General features: G+C 41.4%; 13 protein-coding genes. 4 read left to right on the top strand and 9 right to left on the bottom strand.

What is annotated here, in order from left to right:
• Nucleotides 1-88 precede the first annotated feature (88 nt).
• The 5 genes from tnpA (ACJJIZ_RS14230) to ACJJIZ_RS14250 all read right to left on the bottom strand — a co-directional run bounded on the left by tnpA (ACJJIZ_RS14230) (nucleotide 89) and on the right by ACJJIZ_RS14250 (nucleotide 6,102).
• Complete coding sequence (gene tnpA, locus ACJJIZ_RS14230; RefSeq protein WP_444913664.1) at nucleotides 89-493, bottom strand: IS200/IS605 family transposase; 405 nt, start codon at nucleotides 491-493, stop codon at nucleotides 89-91.
• A gap of 446 nt (nucleotides 494-939) precedes the next feature.
• Nucleotides 940-1,737 (bottom strand): hypothetical protein, encoded by a 798-nt coding sequence (locus ACJJIZ_RS14235; protein WP_444913859.1) that lies wholly within the window; start codon nucleotides 1,735-1,737, stop codon nucleotides 940-942.
• A gap of 1,019 nt (nucleotides 1,738-2,756) precedes the next feature.
• Entirely contained in the window at nucleotides 2,757-3,134 is a 378-nt protein-coding gene (locus ACJJIZ_RS14240) for an ISAs1 family transposase (RefSeq protein ID WP_444913860.1), read from the bottom strand.
• A 486-nt stretch (nucleotides 3,135-3,620) separates the two neighbouring features.
• Nucleotides 3,621-4,850, bottom strand: a complete 1,230-nt coding sequence (locus ACJJIZ_RS14245; protein ID WP_444913861.1) for a hypothetical protein — start codon at nucleotides 4,848-4,850, stop codon at nucleotides 3,621-3,623.
• A 298-nt stretch (nucleotides 4,851-5,148) separates the two neighbouring features.
• A complete protein-coding gene (locus tag ACJJIZ_RS14250) occupies nucleotides 5,149-6,102 on the bottom strand; it encodes a hypothetical protein (protein ID WP_444913862.1) in 954 nt (317 codons plus the stop codon).
• Between the two features lie 1,155 nt (nucleotides 6,103-7,257).
• Here ACJJIZ_RS14250 and ACJJIZ_RS14255 point away from each other — a divergent pair.
• The 3 genes from ACJJIZ_RS14255 (at nucleotide 7,258) to ACJJIZ_RS14265 (ending at nucleotide 10,712) form a co-directional block, all read left to right on the top strand.
• On the top strand, nucleotides 7,258-7,569 hold the full coding sequence (locus tag ACJJIZ_RS14255) for a transposase (RefSeq protein WP_444913863.1): 312 nt from the start codon (nucleotides 7,258-7,260) through the stop codon (nucleotides 7,567-7,569).
• Between the two features lie 677 nt (nucleotides 7,570-8,246).
• Nucleotides 8,247-9,317 carry a hypothetical protein gene (locus ACJJIZ_RS14260; RefSeq protein ID WP_444913864.1) on the top strand — a complete coding sequence of 357 codons (1,071 nt, stop codon included), beginning with the start codon at nucleotides 8,247-8,249 and terminating at the stop codon, nucleotides 9,315-9,317.
• 360 nt (nucleotides 9,318-9,677) lie between these two features.
• Nucleotides 9,678-10,712, top strand: coding sequence for an IS481 family transposase (locus tag ACJJIZ_RS14265; protein ID WP_444913809.1), 1,035 nt, complete (start codon nucleotides 9,678-9,680; stop codon nucleotides 10,710-10,712).
• Nucleotides 10,713-10,777: 65 nt separating this feature from the next.
• Here ACJJIZ_RS14265 and ACJJIZ_RS14270 read toward each other — a convergent pair whose 3' ends face one another.
• The 4 genes from ACJJIZ_RS14270 to ACJJIZ_RS14285 form a co-directional block, all read right to left on the bottom strand.
• Entirely contained in the window at nucleotides 10,778-12,433 is a 1,656-nt protein-coding gene (locus ACJJIZ_RS14270) for an OTU domain-containing protein (RefSeq protein ID WP_444913865.1), read from the bottom strand.
• Between the two features lie 442 nt (nucleotides 12,434-12,875).
• On the bottom strand, nucleotides 12,876-13,310 hold the full coding sequence (gene tnpA, locus ACJJIZ_RS14275; protein ID WP_444913866.1) for an IS200/IS605 family transposase: 435 nt from the start codon (nucleotides 13,308-13,310) through the stop codon (nucleotides 12,876-12,878).
• Between the two features lie 427 nt (nucleotides 13,311-13,737).
• Nucleotides 13,738-13,968: a hypothetical protein gene (locus ACJJIZ_RS14280; RefSeq protein WP_444913867.1), complete on the bottom strand. Its 231-nt coding sequence runs from the start codon at nucleotides 13,966-13,968 to the stop codon at nucleotides 13,738-13,740.
• 87 nt (nucleotides 13,969-14,055) lie between these two features.
• A complete protein-coding gene (locus ACJJIZ_RS14285; protein WP_444913868.1) occupies nucleotides 14,056-15,966 on the bottom strand; it encodes a VCBS domain-containing protein in 1,911 nt (636 codons plus the stop codon).
• 602 nt (nucleotides 15,967-16,568) lie between these two features.
• Here ACJJIZ_RS14285 and ACJJIZ_RS14290 point away from each other — a divergent pair.
• Nucleotides 16,569-16,724, top strand: a complete 156-nt coding sequence (locus tag ACJJIZ_RS14290) for a hypothetical protein (RefSeq protein WP_444913869.1) — start codon at nucleotides 16,569-16,571, stop codon at nucleotides 16,722-16,724.
• The last annotated feature ends 113 nt before the right edge of the window (nucleotides 16,725-16,837 follow it).

Below are 16,837 nucleotides of genomic sequence, written 5' to 3' on the forward strand. Positions count from 1 at the left end.
TTAATTTTACCAGCAAAGTCTAGCTCACACTTTAAGAATCAGCAACCATCCGCATAGCGGGTGGTATGGTGAAAGCCCCCAGAGGGGGCTAGTTACAACCCTGCCAGTCGCATCTGCTCTTGGCGGCGCTCTTCAACCTCTTGATTTTTGATGTACTCACACAGTAGCCCCGAGCCCAAAAGTGTCTTCCTGTGAAATTTCTCTGTACATGCTTGTACTTCCGAAATATCTGGATCGCAGATTTCCCTTTCAGAAACCCAATCGTATTGGAAACACTGAACTTCGGAAGAATCATTAACAACATATGGATGTGATCCTTCATTGCGTACTCCTCGACCAACTCAATGCCCTTTTGACGACATAAGTCTCGACATATTGCTCCAATCTCCCGCCTTAATGTCCCAAATAACGCTTTCTTTCGATACTTGGGCACAAACACCACGTGGTACCTGCAATAATGTTTCACGTAAGCTTGGCACTGCCAATCTCGCATATGGCCCCCTTATAGAACTTGCCGGTTCATGGAGGCCATATTTTTACTCTGCACGCCGGAACGGCAGAGCCCTGTCAAGTCTCACCGCCAGAGGCGGTGGTTTACCTAACTGTTAATTAAATGTCGGCCCCCTGAGCGCTGAGCTACCCACCTGTACGTCTACATAACTGGGCGCGCTAGTGCCAAGTATTTTCAAAATACAGCGATAAGAGAGGAAGCTGCATGGGCATCCCCAAAACGGGCAAAACCAACAAACCATAGTCCACCGGCCCCAACCACTCCTCTCATCCTAAAAAAATCCCTATTAGCTCGCTAAAGGGATTTATACTTGATTGACAGATACCGGTTAGACGATGATCTGCCAGGTCAAGTTCAAGCAAAGTGTTTTATCTACCCATCCGATAGAAATTTAACACTTTTATGATCTAAGGAGATAAGCTGGACCACTACTGTTTTTTCGGCCATTCACTAATGACTTCATGAGTGTTCACATCAAGTTCTTGCAAGCCAAATCCAGGCTTGCTAACTATATCAAATTCTTTTTCTTCTTCTCCTTCTTTTCTATGCCACTTGAGCTTTTCATTCATCGCATATTTTTCCAGTTCATCATCCGTCATATTACGGATACTTTTCACTTCTTCTTCAGTTTCGTTCTGTGATTCCGTGGCTGCGGCATCGAGAGATGTTCCGTCTCTGACTTTTTCAGGTCCAGATGCACGGATCTGATCAAGCGTAGGCGGATCTTCATTTAAACTCTCTAATCTATTTCCTAATTCCAGGCCCAATTCACCCAAATATCCCGACCACTCTTGTAGTTTATCTACTTGTCTTTTCTGAAATTCGGTGAGAGGTTCTTGATGCTCTAATTTAAAGCCAATTATACGTGTCTCCCTTTCGTAAGAACTATTTTCTTTCAACAACGACCTTAAAGTTTCTATATCAGAACAGCTCTCCAACTTGGAAGTGACAGTATCACTATGTTTGTCGATCTTATCGATAAGCTCATTTATCTCCCCGCGACTTCCTTGGTGATCACCCTGAATTTTTGTTGGGACTGCAACCTCTCTGGACCGACTATTCCGAAGACCGGAAATTAATGCCTGAAAAGCTCCAGGGACACATCCACATAGACGCTTAATGTTCTGACTGAAACTTGACTTATCTTTCTGCTCAGCCCGAGACTCAGATAATGCTTCATTTGAATTTGTACTGCTGATTGAAGAAACCCTTGAAATACCAGTCATTTCATCCCCCAAACTAAATATCTTTCGTTTAAATTATTCATCTATATTAAAAACCAGTTTCCAGCCGTAAAATCTATGAAAAAGGAATTACATCAGCAAAAATGCACTGCCAACCTGTAAATCGACTACGGATACAGTTCCGTTTTTTTGAATGCGGAACTGCACAACAATTTAAAATAGTCTAATTACCGGGAGTAAACCCCTCTTTATTAAGGCTTTCCTTAACCATATCCCTAGCATCACCGTCGATATTTCTTCTAAGGGTTCCGTGAATCACATAAATCACCTTTTCATAACCCTTAAATAGTCTGTCAATTACCTCGGAGAAAACTATATCAGTTGCCTCTATTGGTTTATCGGAGAAGCTTTCCGCAGCAAAGGTTATAGATCTAAGATCGTCAATGGCGTCAAGCCCTTTGTCTATTTTTTTGGCTTAGCGGATTACTCACTATTCATAGTGAGCATGCGAATTATTCTCGCCTGCTGTATCAAATATATTTTGTATCGTTCTAAAATTATCAACAACGCGATTCCTATCTTCAGCTCCCAAATTTAGCGAATTTTCGCCGTTCCCCTTATATACTTCTTATCAAGAGATTCTAAATCTCCCAATTTATTATTAAGCCCGATATAGTCTTTATTTTTCCAGTCTCCTAGTATGTCTAGCTTTAAATTTTACCATGTAATCTTCAAGGGTAAGATCTTTTTGTCGTTCGAGATCGGTAACAACACCGACATTTATCACACACCCGAACTCCTGTAGAAAATTAGCACTGTCATAATTATAGCTTTCCGCTGCGAAATCCGTCCAAACCCTGTTTAAACGGCTACTGTCCGTAGATAAAACCTGCATAAAGTAGAGTGCGTCATCCTTACTCCGACCAAGATTGCCTTGGGTCAAATCCCCAACGCTAACAGCTTCAGAAAATCCATCGCTACCTTCTGAAAAATGGCCACTACATTCTATTACATTCGGCTTTTCGAATGACCAAACCCGAGGAATCAAACAACTGATCACACTATAGAATAGCGGCCTTGTTTTCGCCATCGTGAGAGCGACGCAATGTTTTGCCATCAACAGCCACAATCTCTTTGCACATCACGGAGCGAATTGAATTAACCCATTTCAGAAACTGCTCAGGATCAATCCTGGAAAAAACGCGGTTAAATGTGTCATGAGAGGGAATGCCGTTTGGCAAGGCTAAAAACTGAGTAAACCAGTCTTCTTTTGCTCTGCCGTATTGAGCAATAGACACCCAATCGTCCGCTGCGCTGAGCATGCCACAGAGAGCAATGACCAATATGTCAATCAATTCATGCCGCTTGTTGGCATTGTCCCGTCTGGGATCTTCAATTTCACCTAAAAATTCGACAATGTTGTGCGGCTCTTTATCCATGTTGTCACTTCGTGTATGAATTTGCAGCTATTATGCTATATCTTCACACATTTATAGTGCGATTGCCCAGGCACCCCCTATTACCCCCAATTCAGCCCGAATTTTTGTTGAGACTTCAATCTCTCTACATCCACTATGCCTTAAACCAGAAATTAACGCCTTAAGACTTCCAGCGACACAGCTAATTAGACGACTAATATTGCGACTAAAATTTGAACTAATTTTCTTGTTAGTGTGAGCACCATATAATGCTTCTGTTGAGCTTGATCTTCGAATTGTAATAACCGTTGAAAAATTATTCATTTTGCACCCAAGCAAGACACCTTGCGCCTAAATATCCATCTATACTGAATAAATAATTCATTTAGCCTTAGAAATCCTAACAAAGGAACCGCACTCATTACAACTCACCCTCAACGTATAAACTCACTACAAATACAGCTCCGCATTTTTAAATGCGAAGCTGAACTCAAAATCTAAAAAGGCTTATACAGTCAAATCTCCCCTATTTTGCTCTTGGAGGCTTTCCTGAAGCTTACCATTAGTATTCATGTTTCGTACAAAAGTAACATAAATCTCTTTAACTATATCATCACAACCTTCAAGTACATTATCAATTGCCTTGAAGACACTATCATCTATAGAATCGGAGGACTTAACAGTTGCCACCGATGACTCATCAGAAAAATCTATCTCAGATAAATCAACGGAGACCAAAGAGTCAAGATCTTTATTACTTTGTTCTTTTGAATTACGCTGTGAACTACCGGAAGCAGAATCTTGATTATTTAAACCTTTCTCTTGGTATAAGCTTCTTAATAGTTTAAGGCCATCAATAACACGCTTCTTCTCACCCCCTGATACGTTTATCTCATCCTTACTTCCAGCCTTAAGAACCTTATCTGCAAAATTTTCTAAATTCACAAGGTTACTATCGTCTCCTGAATACAAGCCCTCTATCAAAGCATCATATAACTGATCGAGGTATCCTTTAAGGGTAAGATATTCTTGCGGCTCAGTAGTAACACCTACATTTATTACACGCGCAAATTCCCGTAGAAAAATAGCAGTATCATAGGTATAAGCTTTCTGTGCAGCATTTGTCCAAACTTTATTTAACTGGCTACCTTCCGTAGATAAAATCCGCATAAAGTAGACTTCATCTGATCTGGATCGATCAAGAGTATGCTGGATCAAATCCTTCTCTGGAACTAAGTAAGCCTCACACTTCCTTGACAAATCTTTTAACGATTTCCCCCCCGTTTCAATCTCACCCTTGACATACTTGTTACCCTCACCATCTGATTCAAAATTAATTGCTATTGACTGAAGATATTCAATCTCTTTATCGATTTTAGATTTAAAGTTTTTTAATTGCGCTAAGTCGTTTCCGCCTAGGATATCCTCAGCTTCTTTGTGAAGTTCAGGCAGCCGCACTAACCGACCGAAATCAACTGACTGCCGACCTACTTTACCAGCTGAATCTACTTCATTGGGAATTGATACCCGATTATTTTTATTACTTTTCAGGCCAGACACTACGAGCGCCAATCCCCCACGTAGCCTTTGCCCCACAACCTGCAACTTACGTTTAAAGCCGGATTGCTTCGGGCGGTTAGCTTGATTTAAGGTTTGATCACCGCTCACTTCAACAAACGATTGAAAACTGCTAGAAGAAGAACTAGCACCAACAGATTGAGAAGAATTAATTTTCATGTTTTTTTACATACAAACTTAAATAAGGGAGCCCCTAAATAACCCTATGGTGTCTCTGGCTAGCTGAGCGGTTCACAATCAAAGCGCGGCTTCGCAGAATATCTAGACCTTTCAAAAAGTCGTAGCGCAAAGTGTGAACCGCTTTGCAAGCCCCGAAGGGCGGGCCTTAAAGGCCTTATCTGCTACGTTGAAGCTCTTGCAAAAGACTAAGGCTATTCGCGTCGAGCAGCGCCTGACCTCTGCGGCCTTTAAGGCCCGCAGAGATATTTCTGAGTTGTTCAGAGGCTCACATCATCTTTTAGGACTTGCCAACGACTATATGTTTGGGATGGTTGGAGTTCATATTATCGACAAAAGTGTTATAGATAGTACGAACTATATTTATGTAACCATCAAATATCTTATTAATTGCCTCTTCCTTAGAGATTATAGATGAACCTTTCTCTAAATCCCTAAAACCATCAAGAACAAGCGACCTATCCCCCCCAGATATGTTTAACGTTGGCTTTGCGTTAACATTACTAAAATCAAACCCACAATCATCGTCAACCTCAATATACTTCTTCGCAATCGCTTCAAAAGTTTCAAGGCGACTATTTTCTCTTTTTCCTGATTCCAACTCCTCCAACACGACAGCTTTTGCCCTATTTATATATAGGTCAATGGTAGGATATTCTTGCGCCCCAGTAGTATCACCTACATTTATCGCACGCCCAAATTCCTGCAAAAATTCAGTACTATCTTGCGTAAGGGTTTTCTTTCCGACATTCATCCAATGTTCTTTTAACTGGCTACCTTCCGTAGATAAAAGCCGCATAAAGTAGACTTCATCATTCATAGACCGATCAAGATTCTGCTGGGTCAAATCCTTCTCTGGTGCACTAGGTAACCCCCAGCTGAAGACGATCGGATTATCATCACGATCAAAGATTGGCTTGGAAGGATCAACAGCTGGATCTGACACCTTGTATCCATGCGCTGCCTCAAGCATATGGGGCTTTAAGGGCGGCAGACCCAAATTTGGCCTTACTATAGGTTCGCCTAGAGATTCTGTAGGTACTACCTCATTTGGATTAGGAGAACCCCTTTTTATAGGGTTTAAGCAACCTAAAAGTGAATAAATCTTAGCTCCAAGGCCAGCCCTTTTCTTTGAGACCACCCCTTCTGGATTGCTTGCCTGATTTTGCCCCCCATTTTCAGGGCTAGAGACAGGTATCCGCCCTTGGTTATTTACCCCACTTACTGATCCCATTATATCTTCCTCTATTAAAGAGTTAACAAAATACCAAGCAAATCTATTGCTACATTTCTTATTTAAACGTAGAGATTACTGCAAGGTTAACAATTTGAACCTTACTCCCTTCAAATAGACAAATCTTTTGATTTTAGCTTTATCTTTTTAGAATTTAGAAGTTCCTAAATAATAACCCGATACTTCTGACTCTGGATTAACTCTAAATCGATACACCGCTTCACAGAAGTATCAATCCAGCTCAAGCGGTGGCAACACAAAGTGAGAATGACGCTACCAGTCCCATGCCCCCCAAACAGAAAACTAGGGCTCCTACAAATGGTCAGGGCACACTACGGTGATTTACACTCAATATTGACAGCCTTTAGGCCCTGAAGCGCTTATAGGTAAATATTACGTGACACTATGGACGTAATTTCGCATTAAAAATATACCCCCTCAGAAGCACTGCAAGTAATGTGTAATCTATGCCTACAAGACGACTGGTATAGACTTCACGCCACCATATTTATCGATTGGCGACACACCTTTTTAGGCTTTTCTGTCTGGCTAATCAACGACTCAACTTGACTGTCCTGAATGGAGTAATTAGCTGTAATCGCTTACAGTGATAAGCAGTTTGCTATGCAGGATGTCAGTTAATAGCTCTGGTGCCATTCGTCAGTAAGTCCTCGCGGATCAAATAGCCCATTTCCTAAAGAAGCAGCTACCTTTGCATAAGTAAAAAGGGTATGCAGGTTTGGTTGCTGGAGTGGTTAAATATCAGGGAGGTGCGAAATGTGCCCCCCTTACGAGCCTTTCCTTTGTAAACTTCTTGTAGAAAATCATGACATCTTCAACTATTTCAACAACAAACCCAATAAAAAGCCAAAACTCCTGAAACTCCCAAAAAAATTAATCAGTATATCTATTAAATGAATAGAAATGCTGACTCCTATAACTTAAGAGATCTCTTCGACAATGACACTGCGCCATAAATCTCCTAAACAACAATATTGAAGAAATTTTTTGTTACATAGATTTAGGTAATCGACAATAACTATCAAATATAAATATGGATGCGCATATCATGATGGAGCCAAGTACACAAAACTCTCTGCCGATAAAAAATGTGGCCAGAATATTGGAAATATCGGAGTACCGATCCGCGTAAAGATGGGCAGGATCAAGACTCCAGTAGTAAAAACTAGTGGTCAAAGACAGTCAATTAACGCGATATCAGCTTTATCGAACAGAGGTGGTTTCTGGTATCACATTTGCAATGGGAAGTTCACGGCAGAGAAGTGCGTGGAATGCTTTAGAAATTTTCAGAGGAGTCAAAATCGGCCTGTAATCCTTATAGTTGATGGACATCCAGTACACAAATCGAAGAAGGTATTGGAGTATGTCAGTTCACAGGATGGAAATCTTGAAATGGTCATCTTGCCACCATATGCACCAGACTTAAACCCGGATGAATTGGTCTGAAATCGCATCAGAAATATAGGGATCTCAAAGAAACCGCTGAAAAAAGGTGAAACGTTGATGAGCCGTGCAAATGCAGATTTAAAGAGCATTAAGAAAAATAGGAAACTTGTGAAATCATTTTTTCAAGAACCGACAGTATCCTTTGCTGCCGCTTAGGTAGTAAGTCTGCGAGTAAGACTTTCAAAACTCAGTAGCAGGCAATTCAGGCGCTTAACCTAGCTAGACTTTTCTATAATTTTAAACCACTTCGGAATCCACAAAAATAAATAGGTTCGGCACTCTGCGAATGACACCCATGTTTTACCCCCCCTCCTGCCACCACACAAAAATTAATTGCAACAAAGTGATGGATTACCCTATAACCGTATAGAGCCTTGTAAGATAATCGCTGCAGAGCTGGCTCTATGCCCTAATAGGTCGACATATAGACCCTACCGAAGTACCGCATAAAGAATAAATGATTTAGTGTCTTAATCTATCAAAAGATGCACTTCGTGCATTTAATTATCCTGTCATCATACAACCGAATAATGGCAGGCTGACATGAAATCACTTAAGATTCACCTAAGTAACATTAACACTTAATCCTAAAAATATTTGTCCAAAATAACAAGTCTATTGAGATACAAACCGGTATGCTACTCAGATTTTCACACGCATCAATAGAGGTGGCATTTATGCCGGGACCAGAAATAATATCAAATCGTTCGTCATCAAATTCAGTGACTGGAGCCAATGAGTCTCAGGGAAATACAGCCCGCAATCCCGAAGGGGACCAACGAGACTCATCATTTTCACAAGTACAAGCTAACGCACTTTCTCAGGCAAATCTTGCACCAATACATAGTGAGGACAATAGAAACGAACCTCCAAATGGAATTTTTCACGTGCCGGCAATGCCTTACGCCAAGGCAATATCTAATAAATCTATAACTAACCAACAAAAAAAAGTAGATGGTATCAAGAAGGTTATAAATGAGCGAAAGGAAGAAGCAAACACAAAACAATCAAATATCGATCAGATAACAAAAACCATTAATAAGTTGGAGAGTAAAATTAAGATATCTGAAGCTGTTGTTGATAAACTGTCAGGATCGAGAAAGAAAAATGATAAAATTATTACTGTAAGATATAAGGAAATAATTGAGGACAAAAAACATGAATTAGAAAAGAAAAAAAATGAACTAGAAGACAATAAGAGGTTTAAGCTAGAACATGAACGATTCATAAAAGCTGCGGAGAAACGCCTTCTCTCTGCAGAAAATAAGCTTGCACGCATGAGATCTAAAACGGAATCCCTACCTATTGCATCTGAAGTAAAATATTCTTCTGGGCCTTTTGCACAAGCGATTTCACGAGACTCTGACAGTGTGTCGCAGCAAGAGGTCAATAGATCTGCATTAGAAAACGGTGGGTTGGATGTATCTACAGGGAATGAAGAGCTAGTTACATCGGGCACAACATTAGAGGATCATGCCAGTACTTTACACCAAGTTCCAATAGCTCCAGTTCTAGATTTCACTGCGTCCACTCTCAACGAGAATCCTGAGGAACAAACGATATTACCTCAAGGCGAACCCAGCAGTAGTGGTGAAGTACCGATTGAAACTGGCACATCAGTAACTCAAAGTCAGGCAGACAGAGAGCATGCGGATCTCATTGAGCAAATTCAAAACTTAAATGTACCAGCTCCTACTCCGAACCTCAGAGAGGAATCAGTTGATGAAAGGGTGCCTTTGAGCAGTTAAACTTTAGTTGTTCGGGCACACAAATAATCAGCAACCCCCCGCAGAGCGGGCGGCGCTGCTTGCCCCTTAAAAAGCATGGCGTAAAGGGGCTGCCCCATAAGTGCGCTAAGCGCACTTATGTAGTCGTCTAATGCTTCCGTATACTTCGCTAAGATACTAAGATCCCCAAAAAAATGAGAACCGCAAGCTATTAAAGCTCGCGGCACGTTCTTTTAGCGCTCTATGTAACTAGATTGGGATCAATGATACACCTAAGATGTATTAGTTCAGACCAAATCTGACACATCCTCTTGAAAAAGAGGGGTTTACCGGTTTTGATGAAGGTGCCTAAACCTAAAAACAAAACCAAGGATAAACCCCATGATCCATACTAATGATCGTATCATCAAACACAAGACCGGATTGCTCAATCTTGCAGAAGAGCTTGGCAACATCTCAAAAGCTTGCAAGATGCTTGGTGTTTCGAGAGACACTTTCTATCGGTACAAGGAAGCTGCTTCAAGTGGCGGTGTGGACGCCCTTCTTGAAAAGAGTCGACGGGTGCCTAACCACAAGAACCGTGTTGACACAGCAATTGAAGAGGCCGTGTTGACTTATGCCCTCCAAGAGCCTGCCCATGGACAGGTTCGAGTCTCCAATGAGCTACGTAAACGTGGCGTATTCGTGTCCCCTAGTGGTGTTCGGAGTATCTGGTTACGGAACGACCTGGCTAACTTCAAGTTACGATTAAAAGCACTTGAAGCCAAGGTGGCTAAGGAGGGGCTAATCCTCACGGAGTCGCAGGTTCAGGCCTTGGAAAGAAAGCGACATGATGATGAAGCCTGCGGGGAAATTGATACTCAACACCCCGGCTATCTAGGTTCTCAGGACACCTTCTATGTAGGAACATTTAAGGGGGTTGGGCGTGTTTACCAACAAACCTATGTCGACACCTATGCAAAGGTAGCCCATTGCAAATTGTACACCACTAAGACGCCAATCACAGCAGCAGATCTTCTGAATGATCGTGTATTACCGTTTTACGCCATGCATGATCTGCCGGTGTTGCGTATTTTGACTGACCGCGGTACTGAATATTGCGGCAAGCTGGAGCAGCATGATTATCAGTTGTACTTGAATATCAACGAGATAGAACATACCAAGACAAAAGCCAGGCACCCACAAACAAATGGTATCTGTGAGCGCTTCCATAAAACTATATTACAAGAGTTCTACCAGCCATCGTTACGACGAAAGATCTATGGATCAATAGAAGAGCTACAAAAGGATCTGGACGAATGGCTCGTATATTACAATAATGATCGAACTCATCAGGGTAAAAAGTGTTGTGGTCGCACACCGATGGTAACCCTTGAAGAGGGTAAAAGTATCTGGAAGGAGAAACTCGTAAACTGAATTTGACCTGACAGAGTACCTTCTGAAAAACCGGTAACTGTCAGATCAAGTCTGAACTACTACACCTAAGAATTGGTCGACGGTGTAAGTAAAGTAATAACACGCTGAACTATTTTTGTACTTTTGTTTACTTCGACCCACAATGCAAGTTGCTGTCGAATAGACTTATAGTCATCCTCCTTGTTATATGGCCTATTTCCGGATTGATCAGCGAATGCTTGAGCAAAGGCTCTATACAAGCAATTGCCATCACCTTTAATTTCCTGAGTTTCCAGTTGATCGTATTTCACCTTATTCTCAACATTGCCTGAACTTCTGTATCTTGCGAGGGACTCTGGATTATCTAGGACCTCGTAGTGATTTGTACGATCACCATCACCATGAATATGGACCAAGGTGATTCCGGGATTATCTGTACAGTCCTTATTATGGACCTCCACGTTTGTAACCACCTGCACACCTTGTTTGTCCTGGCTCACCATTGCGACAGAAACGGGCACCTGGAACGCATGGGCCAGTAAATATGGGATAAAATCACCAGTATCTGAAAACCATTTCCCGTCTGTTTTAATGTCTTCTAATAATTGTGGACAAATGTCGCCTCGATTCGTTCGCACAAGGGCTCTAGTTCTCATATCTATAGAGTTAACCTTTTTTTGAGCGCCCTCTTCCTTACTTTCTGACTTAGTGAAGTATTCGTATGCACCTGAAGCTATATAACTTAGCACATCTCTGATTGTTGTTCTATTTACAAATTCGCTCCAGTACTTCCTAAAGGAATCTTCCCAGCCGACCTTTTTCGATGTAGTCGAAGAAGAACGTCCTTTATCAACAAATTCCGGAAATTTTGCAAGTGCCAGATCCAGTTTGTTAAGATTTTCTATTCGCTGCTTTACAGCTTCACGCGCATTATTAACTTGATTTTCTGTCGGGCTATTTTCACCTGAAACATCTTTTAACAACATTATTGCTTGCTCACCCACATCTTCCAGACGATCGGATGCTTGCGGCAATCCTCCAATTTTATCAACAAAGTTCGCAATCTGCGCGACATCGCTTATCTCCTTGGATTTTTTATCATCGTCCTTCATGCCAGCGCTCGCATTTTTTGAGCCAAAGTTGATCAAACTGCAAACTTCAGCAACAGACTTATCTTTGATGCCTCCATTAAAATTAACCAAGCTTTTATTGTTAGCAACAATTTCCTGGATTCCTTTCATATTACGGTAAAGAGTGTCATGCTTACGGTCAAGGTTCTTAACCTTGGCTTGATTCCTTAAGACGCCAAGGTAAGCACTCAGTGCAAGATCAATCTCCCTAGCTCTATTTGCTACCCCCCCAGGGTTTGTTGACGCCGGGAAATCTTTAATAATTTCTACTAGCATCTCATTGAACGATAATTCAGGCTCTCTTCCCTCAGATAGCCCCATCAAAAACTTCACTTGCTTTTCATGAAGCTCTTTTATTGCTTTAACCTCTGCTCTTTCTGGATGTTTTGCTTTCGTCACACTATTAGGAGATAAGCTTCTAACACTCGGCATGCTAGGCATGCTAGGCATGAGACTTAGAAGCCTCCCCGACCTTTGTCTTTGTAAAGTGCCAGCTGTCGCATTTTCACGCCTATTAGCGTTAGCGGCACCAGCAGTGTCACCCCCTCTTGTGGTATTATTTGCATTTTCCGCGCCAGCCTTATTTTTAGTGGCCGAGAGTCCACCTGACATATTATTTCTCCCGAGATTTTCTCTTATAATTAACTTAGAAAAACAAATTTTTCGCCATACACATTAGGAAAAGATATATGGCTTAGTGCTATCAATTACTCACCAATACCAATCTATTATTATACCTCCAAGACTTGCCATTCAGTTGGAAAAAAATATTTCAATATTGCGAATAATCAATCTTGAATATAAACGCATTACCCACCATAGTTTCAGCCCATCATTCCAGATACAAGCCAGATGAAAACCCTTCACGGGATTAAGCAGATCAAACCTTGCTGCAACCACCAACCCCATGGGGAAGCAACTTGGCTGATAAACTTTTTCATTTTCCCTCAGCCTTGATCTACTATTTAATTAATATATTTTAACTTTAAGTGCTTTATAATCAGCAACCACCCGCATAGCGGGTGGTATGGTGAAAGCCCCCAGAGGGGGCTTGTTACAATCCCGCCAATTGCATCTGCTCTTGCCGGCGTTCTTCAACCTCTTGATTCTTGATGTACTCTCGAATCATCTGCTCATCAAGCCCTACTGTACTCACGCAGTAGCCCCGAGCCCAAAAATGTCTTCCTGTGAAATCTCTCTGTACATGCTTGTACTTCCGAAATATCCGGATCGCAGATTTCCCTTTCAGAAACCCAACCGTATTGGAAACACTTAACCTTGGAGGAATCATTAACAACATATGAATGTGATCCCTCATTGCGTACCCCTCGACCAACTCAATGCCTTTTTGACGACACAAGTCTCGGAATATTGCTCCAATCTCACGTCTCAATGCCCCAAATAACGCTTTCTTTCGATACTTGGGCACAAATACCACATGGTACCTGCAATAATGTTTCACGTGAGCTTGGCACTGCCAATCTCGCATATGGCCTCCTTAAAGAACTTGCCGGTTCATGGAGGCCATATTTTTACTCTGCACGCCGGAACGGCAGAGCCTTGTCAAGTCTCACCCCCAGAGGCGGTGGTTTACCCATGTATTAATTAAAAGTTCAGCATTCATAGAAAATAATACAGATGTAGATCTCTGGACACTTTTGCTACAAGTAACACATCAAAAAAGGACAGGCTGCCACCAAATATGGCGGAGATGAAATACTGAGGCGCTTAGGGTTCGGCTGTCAAAAAGAGTTGACCACAATTCTTGCACTAGCTTGTATTTCTATTTGGGCCCAGAAGCCACTATTAAGCAGATTCATGATCGAATTTAGTGATTATCTCACCGACTCCCAGGACCCAAGTTTCACGCGGTCATGTATACCCTCTTAAGGTACGTCTCACGCTCAGCAATATGTTTATAGCAGATTAATCTCACTAATTTTACTAATCAGAGAGCCTTCACATTCAGCTTTAATGCTGACACGATCTCCATGCTTTACATCAAGGCCTTTTGTTTCTTTCTTGCCAATGAAAAAATAATTTCCTGAAGCCTCATCCTTAACTGAAAAAACATACTCCATTTGACTAAACCCCTCACCCTCTAAAACAATTTCCTCTACCGTCCCGACTATAACGCTCTCAGCCAAGACAGTCGCCGACATAACAAACAAAATTATCAACAATAGCACTCTCAACACAATCTCCACCATACAAACACATTTATTTAAATATAATCAGTCACTATATTTTACGGAAATTTTTGCGTAACCACTTACAGCATCTATCGATTCAAACCTGATAACCAACCCATTCATAGGATCTACAAAAGACTCGCCTAACGACTTAAGTCTCGCCACATCATTATATGCACCATCATCGACATAACTAACAATCACCGAAGGAGCATTTTGGGTTGGATACATTATAGAATGGCGAGCATGGTAATTAATGTAGTAGTAATTTTTCCCATGGCTACTACCCTCACTTTGTATTTTTATTTGCTGGGGAATATCCTTTGAAAGTTCCCCGGGGCCGAGGTAAATTGATTGCAATTCTGCCTCTTGAAAAACGCCCGCAGTCGGTGTAACTACTCCTGTATATTCCGGGAATAGCTCATACCAACCTAAGAATTCTCGCTGGCCACTACCAAATATTTTGGAATAGCCAAGTCCCATTATTCCTAGCCCCCCATACCTACCATCAGAAGCATCCCCATCATTATTGCCATCAAAATTTGCATGAGCTAATCCAAAATTATGACCCACTTCATGCTGTATAAAATCTAGGCCACGTGCTGGACCAAAATCCAACCCTACTAAGGACCAGCCCCCCCATGTTGCAGCTATAGCACTTGCTCCAAAAATAGCTTTCGGATAAAGATAGACTCTATGGTCCCATTTCCCTAGGTCTAAAGGTTCGTTATTCTCATCCACTAAGTTTTCTTTGGCCCACTTTGTAGCTTCGTCACGAAAACTCATCCCTCTGTCTGTGTATCGTCCACCAAGATGTACCCTATCAATTATCTCTTGGTAGCTAAGCATATCTCCATTTATTTCATCAGGGACATTGAAAATCACACAATCAATTGAGGAGGCATACTGTCCAGGCGAGCCATAGCAATAATTCCCTAGTGAACTATCTTCAACACGATGCCGTACAAAATTATGTTGTCCAAGCGAATTATTATAATACACGTTATTCATAGAGTCTGGGTTATTGAAAACTCTATTTGCAAGATCAGATACACCGAGAATATCTAACGACGAGTCACCATCGAATTCCATATATATGAATACAATACTACTCTCCTTAACCTTTATCGTATTAATAGAAAACGTTAATAGTTGAGAGCTATTATCGCTAAGTGACAGACTGATCGTCTCTGTAACTGAGCTTCCTGAGGGAATATCTTCAGCTTTCTCGTTAAGGTAGTACTCCCAATCACCATTTTTATTTATACTAAAATCGCCATACTCGCCTTCAATAGCTTCATCATTAAAGGTTGGTGCATTTCCATCGACATCACTGATAGTTAGCGCTCCGGTTAAGTACTCCGTGTCACCAACCACTAATGTGCCAATTGGTGTTTCTACATTAAATTCGTATGGATCATCAAACCCTACAATAGCAATCGCAATGGGAGTTGTTTCATTACTTGCCTGAATACCTATATCGAAATCATCGCTGACAACTTCTCCCCCTTTAATTGGATCTGAGAGAAGGTCATCAAGCACATACACCCAACTTCCATCTACACTGATTTCAAGCTCGCCATAAACCCCTTGAAAGCTACCTGGAGTAAATTGGATTTCACTATTTGTGTCACTGGAAAGTTTCCCTGAAACTCTTTCTTCGAGATTTTCTGAAATCCTACCAGAACCACCTGTTATTTGGTTCGAACTGCTGCCGCCAGAGTCATCACCATTTCCTGAGTCATCACCATTTCCTGAGTCATCACCATTTCCTGAGTCATCACCTCCTCCTGAGTCATTACCGCCTCCTGAGTTGCCGCCTCCTGAGCTACTGTTCCCAACAGAACTTTCATCCGTGTTTTGGTCAGAGTTTGAGTCTGCTCCGCCACCTCCGCATGAAGCTGCAAGAACAGATAACAAAATGGCGGCTGAGATCATACCTATATTATTCACACACTCTCCAAAGCACTATTTCTAAGATTATTTTTCCGTGTTTAACTTTTTGGCTACACAGACAATCTATTTATTAAATTGATTGCTCAGCAACCATCAAAAAAACATTTTTTTAACAAAGCAATAAATCAACCAAATCATATGCATATATTGCCCTGCCCAAAACATAATCATTCACTAAACAAACGTGGATTAATTAGCCACAACTAAACCTAAACATTGGAGGCCTAATTATTGTATAAAACTCGTTAGCGTCATTAGATTTATGGCGCTAAATTTTAGAATTTAGTCTTTCTTGGTGTTTTTTCTCATTTTTGTGAACTTTATATAGATGCAGGCACAGCCCCATAAGCTCACCACTTTCAATCTCTATGTATTATTTCGATATTATTCGACTATATTTTTTGCATCCCTGGCCCATAGGTAACCGCTGAATATTTCTGTGATTTCTCTGACCTTCAGAGCACCTTATAATCAGAGCGCGCCTTCCCAGGAGATTCTTGTGTCGAGGCCTACTAAACCCGGAAAACAATTTAGGTGGGGAAGTTGCTAACGAAGACAAAGTCATTCAATGAGTAGACAACATCAACTTTTGTTTCCTGATGAATATTTCTGAAGATACGAATTACCGTCCCCGCGAGCATGTGCGCGATGAAGCGGGACATGCAAGTATGGCTACGACCGATCGCTACATTGATTACGACATGCGGGAGCGGCATGAAAGTGGGCGGAGTAAGCGGGTAAAGGAGGAGCGGTAATACTACTGCCCTACCCTCATATAGATGAAATAGCTTGACTCAAAAAAGATACGATATATCATTGCGCACCATCTGATTAATCTAGTACACATGGATGAACACTCAGAGTGCGG

This window comes from Microbulbifer maximicatervae (SeqCode) (assembly GCF_052467225.1).

Bases quoted from the DNA above. Each gene is read 5' to 3' on its own strand.
- ACJJIZ_RS14290 (WP_444913869.1), top strand. From the start codon at position 16,569: ATGAATATTTCTGAAGATACGAATTACCGTCCCCGCGAGCATGTGCGC.
- ACJJIZ_RS14235 (WP_444913859.1), bottom strand. From the start codon at position 1,737: ATGACTGGTATTTCAAGGGTTTCTTCAATCAGCAGTACAAATTCAAAT.
- ACJJIZ_RS14270 (WP_444913865.1), bottom strand. From the start codon at position 12,433: ATGTCAGGTGGACTCTCGGCCACTAAAAATAAGGCTGGCGCGGAAAAT.
- ACJJIZ_RS14265 (WP_444913809.1), top strand. From the start codon at position 9,678: ATGATCCATACTAATGATCGTATCATCAAACACAAGACCGGATTGCTC.
- tnpA (WP_444913866.1), bottom strand. From the start codon at position 13,310: ATGCGAGATTGGCAGTGCCAAGCTCACGTGAAACATTATTGCAGGTAC.
- ACJJIZ_RS14240 (WP_444913860.1), bottom strand. From the start codon at position 3,134: ATGGATAAAGAGCCGCACAACATTGTCGAATTTTTAGGTGAAATTGAA.
- ACJJIZ_RS14260 (WP_444913864.1), top strand. From the start codon at position 8,247: ATGCCGGGACCAGAAATAATATCAAATCGTTCGTCATCAAATTCAGTG.
- ACJJIZ_RS14255 (WP_444913863.1), top strand. From the start codon at position 7,258: ATGGGCAGGATCAAGACTCCAGTAGTAAAAACTAGTGGTCAAAGACAG.
- ACJJIZ_RS14245 (WP_444913861.1), bottom strand. From the start codon at position 4,850: ATGAAAATTAATTCTTCTCAATCTGTTGGTGCTAGTTCTTCTTCTAGC.
- ACJJIZ_RS14250 (WP_444913862.1), bottom strand. From the start codon at position 6,102: ATGGGATCAGTAAGTGGGGTAAATAACCAAGGGCGGATACCTGTCTCT.
- tnpA (WP_444913664.1), bottom strand. From the start codon at position 493: ATGCGAGATTGGCAGTGCCAAGCTTACGTGAAACATTATTGCAGGTAC.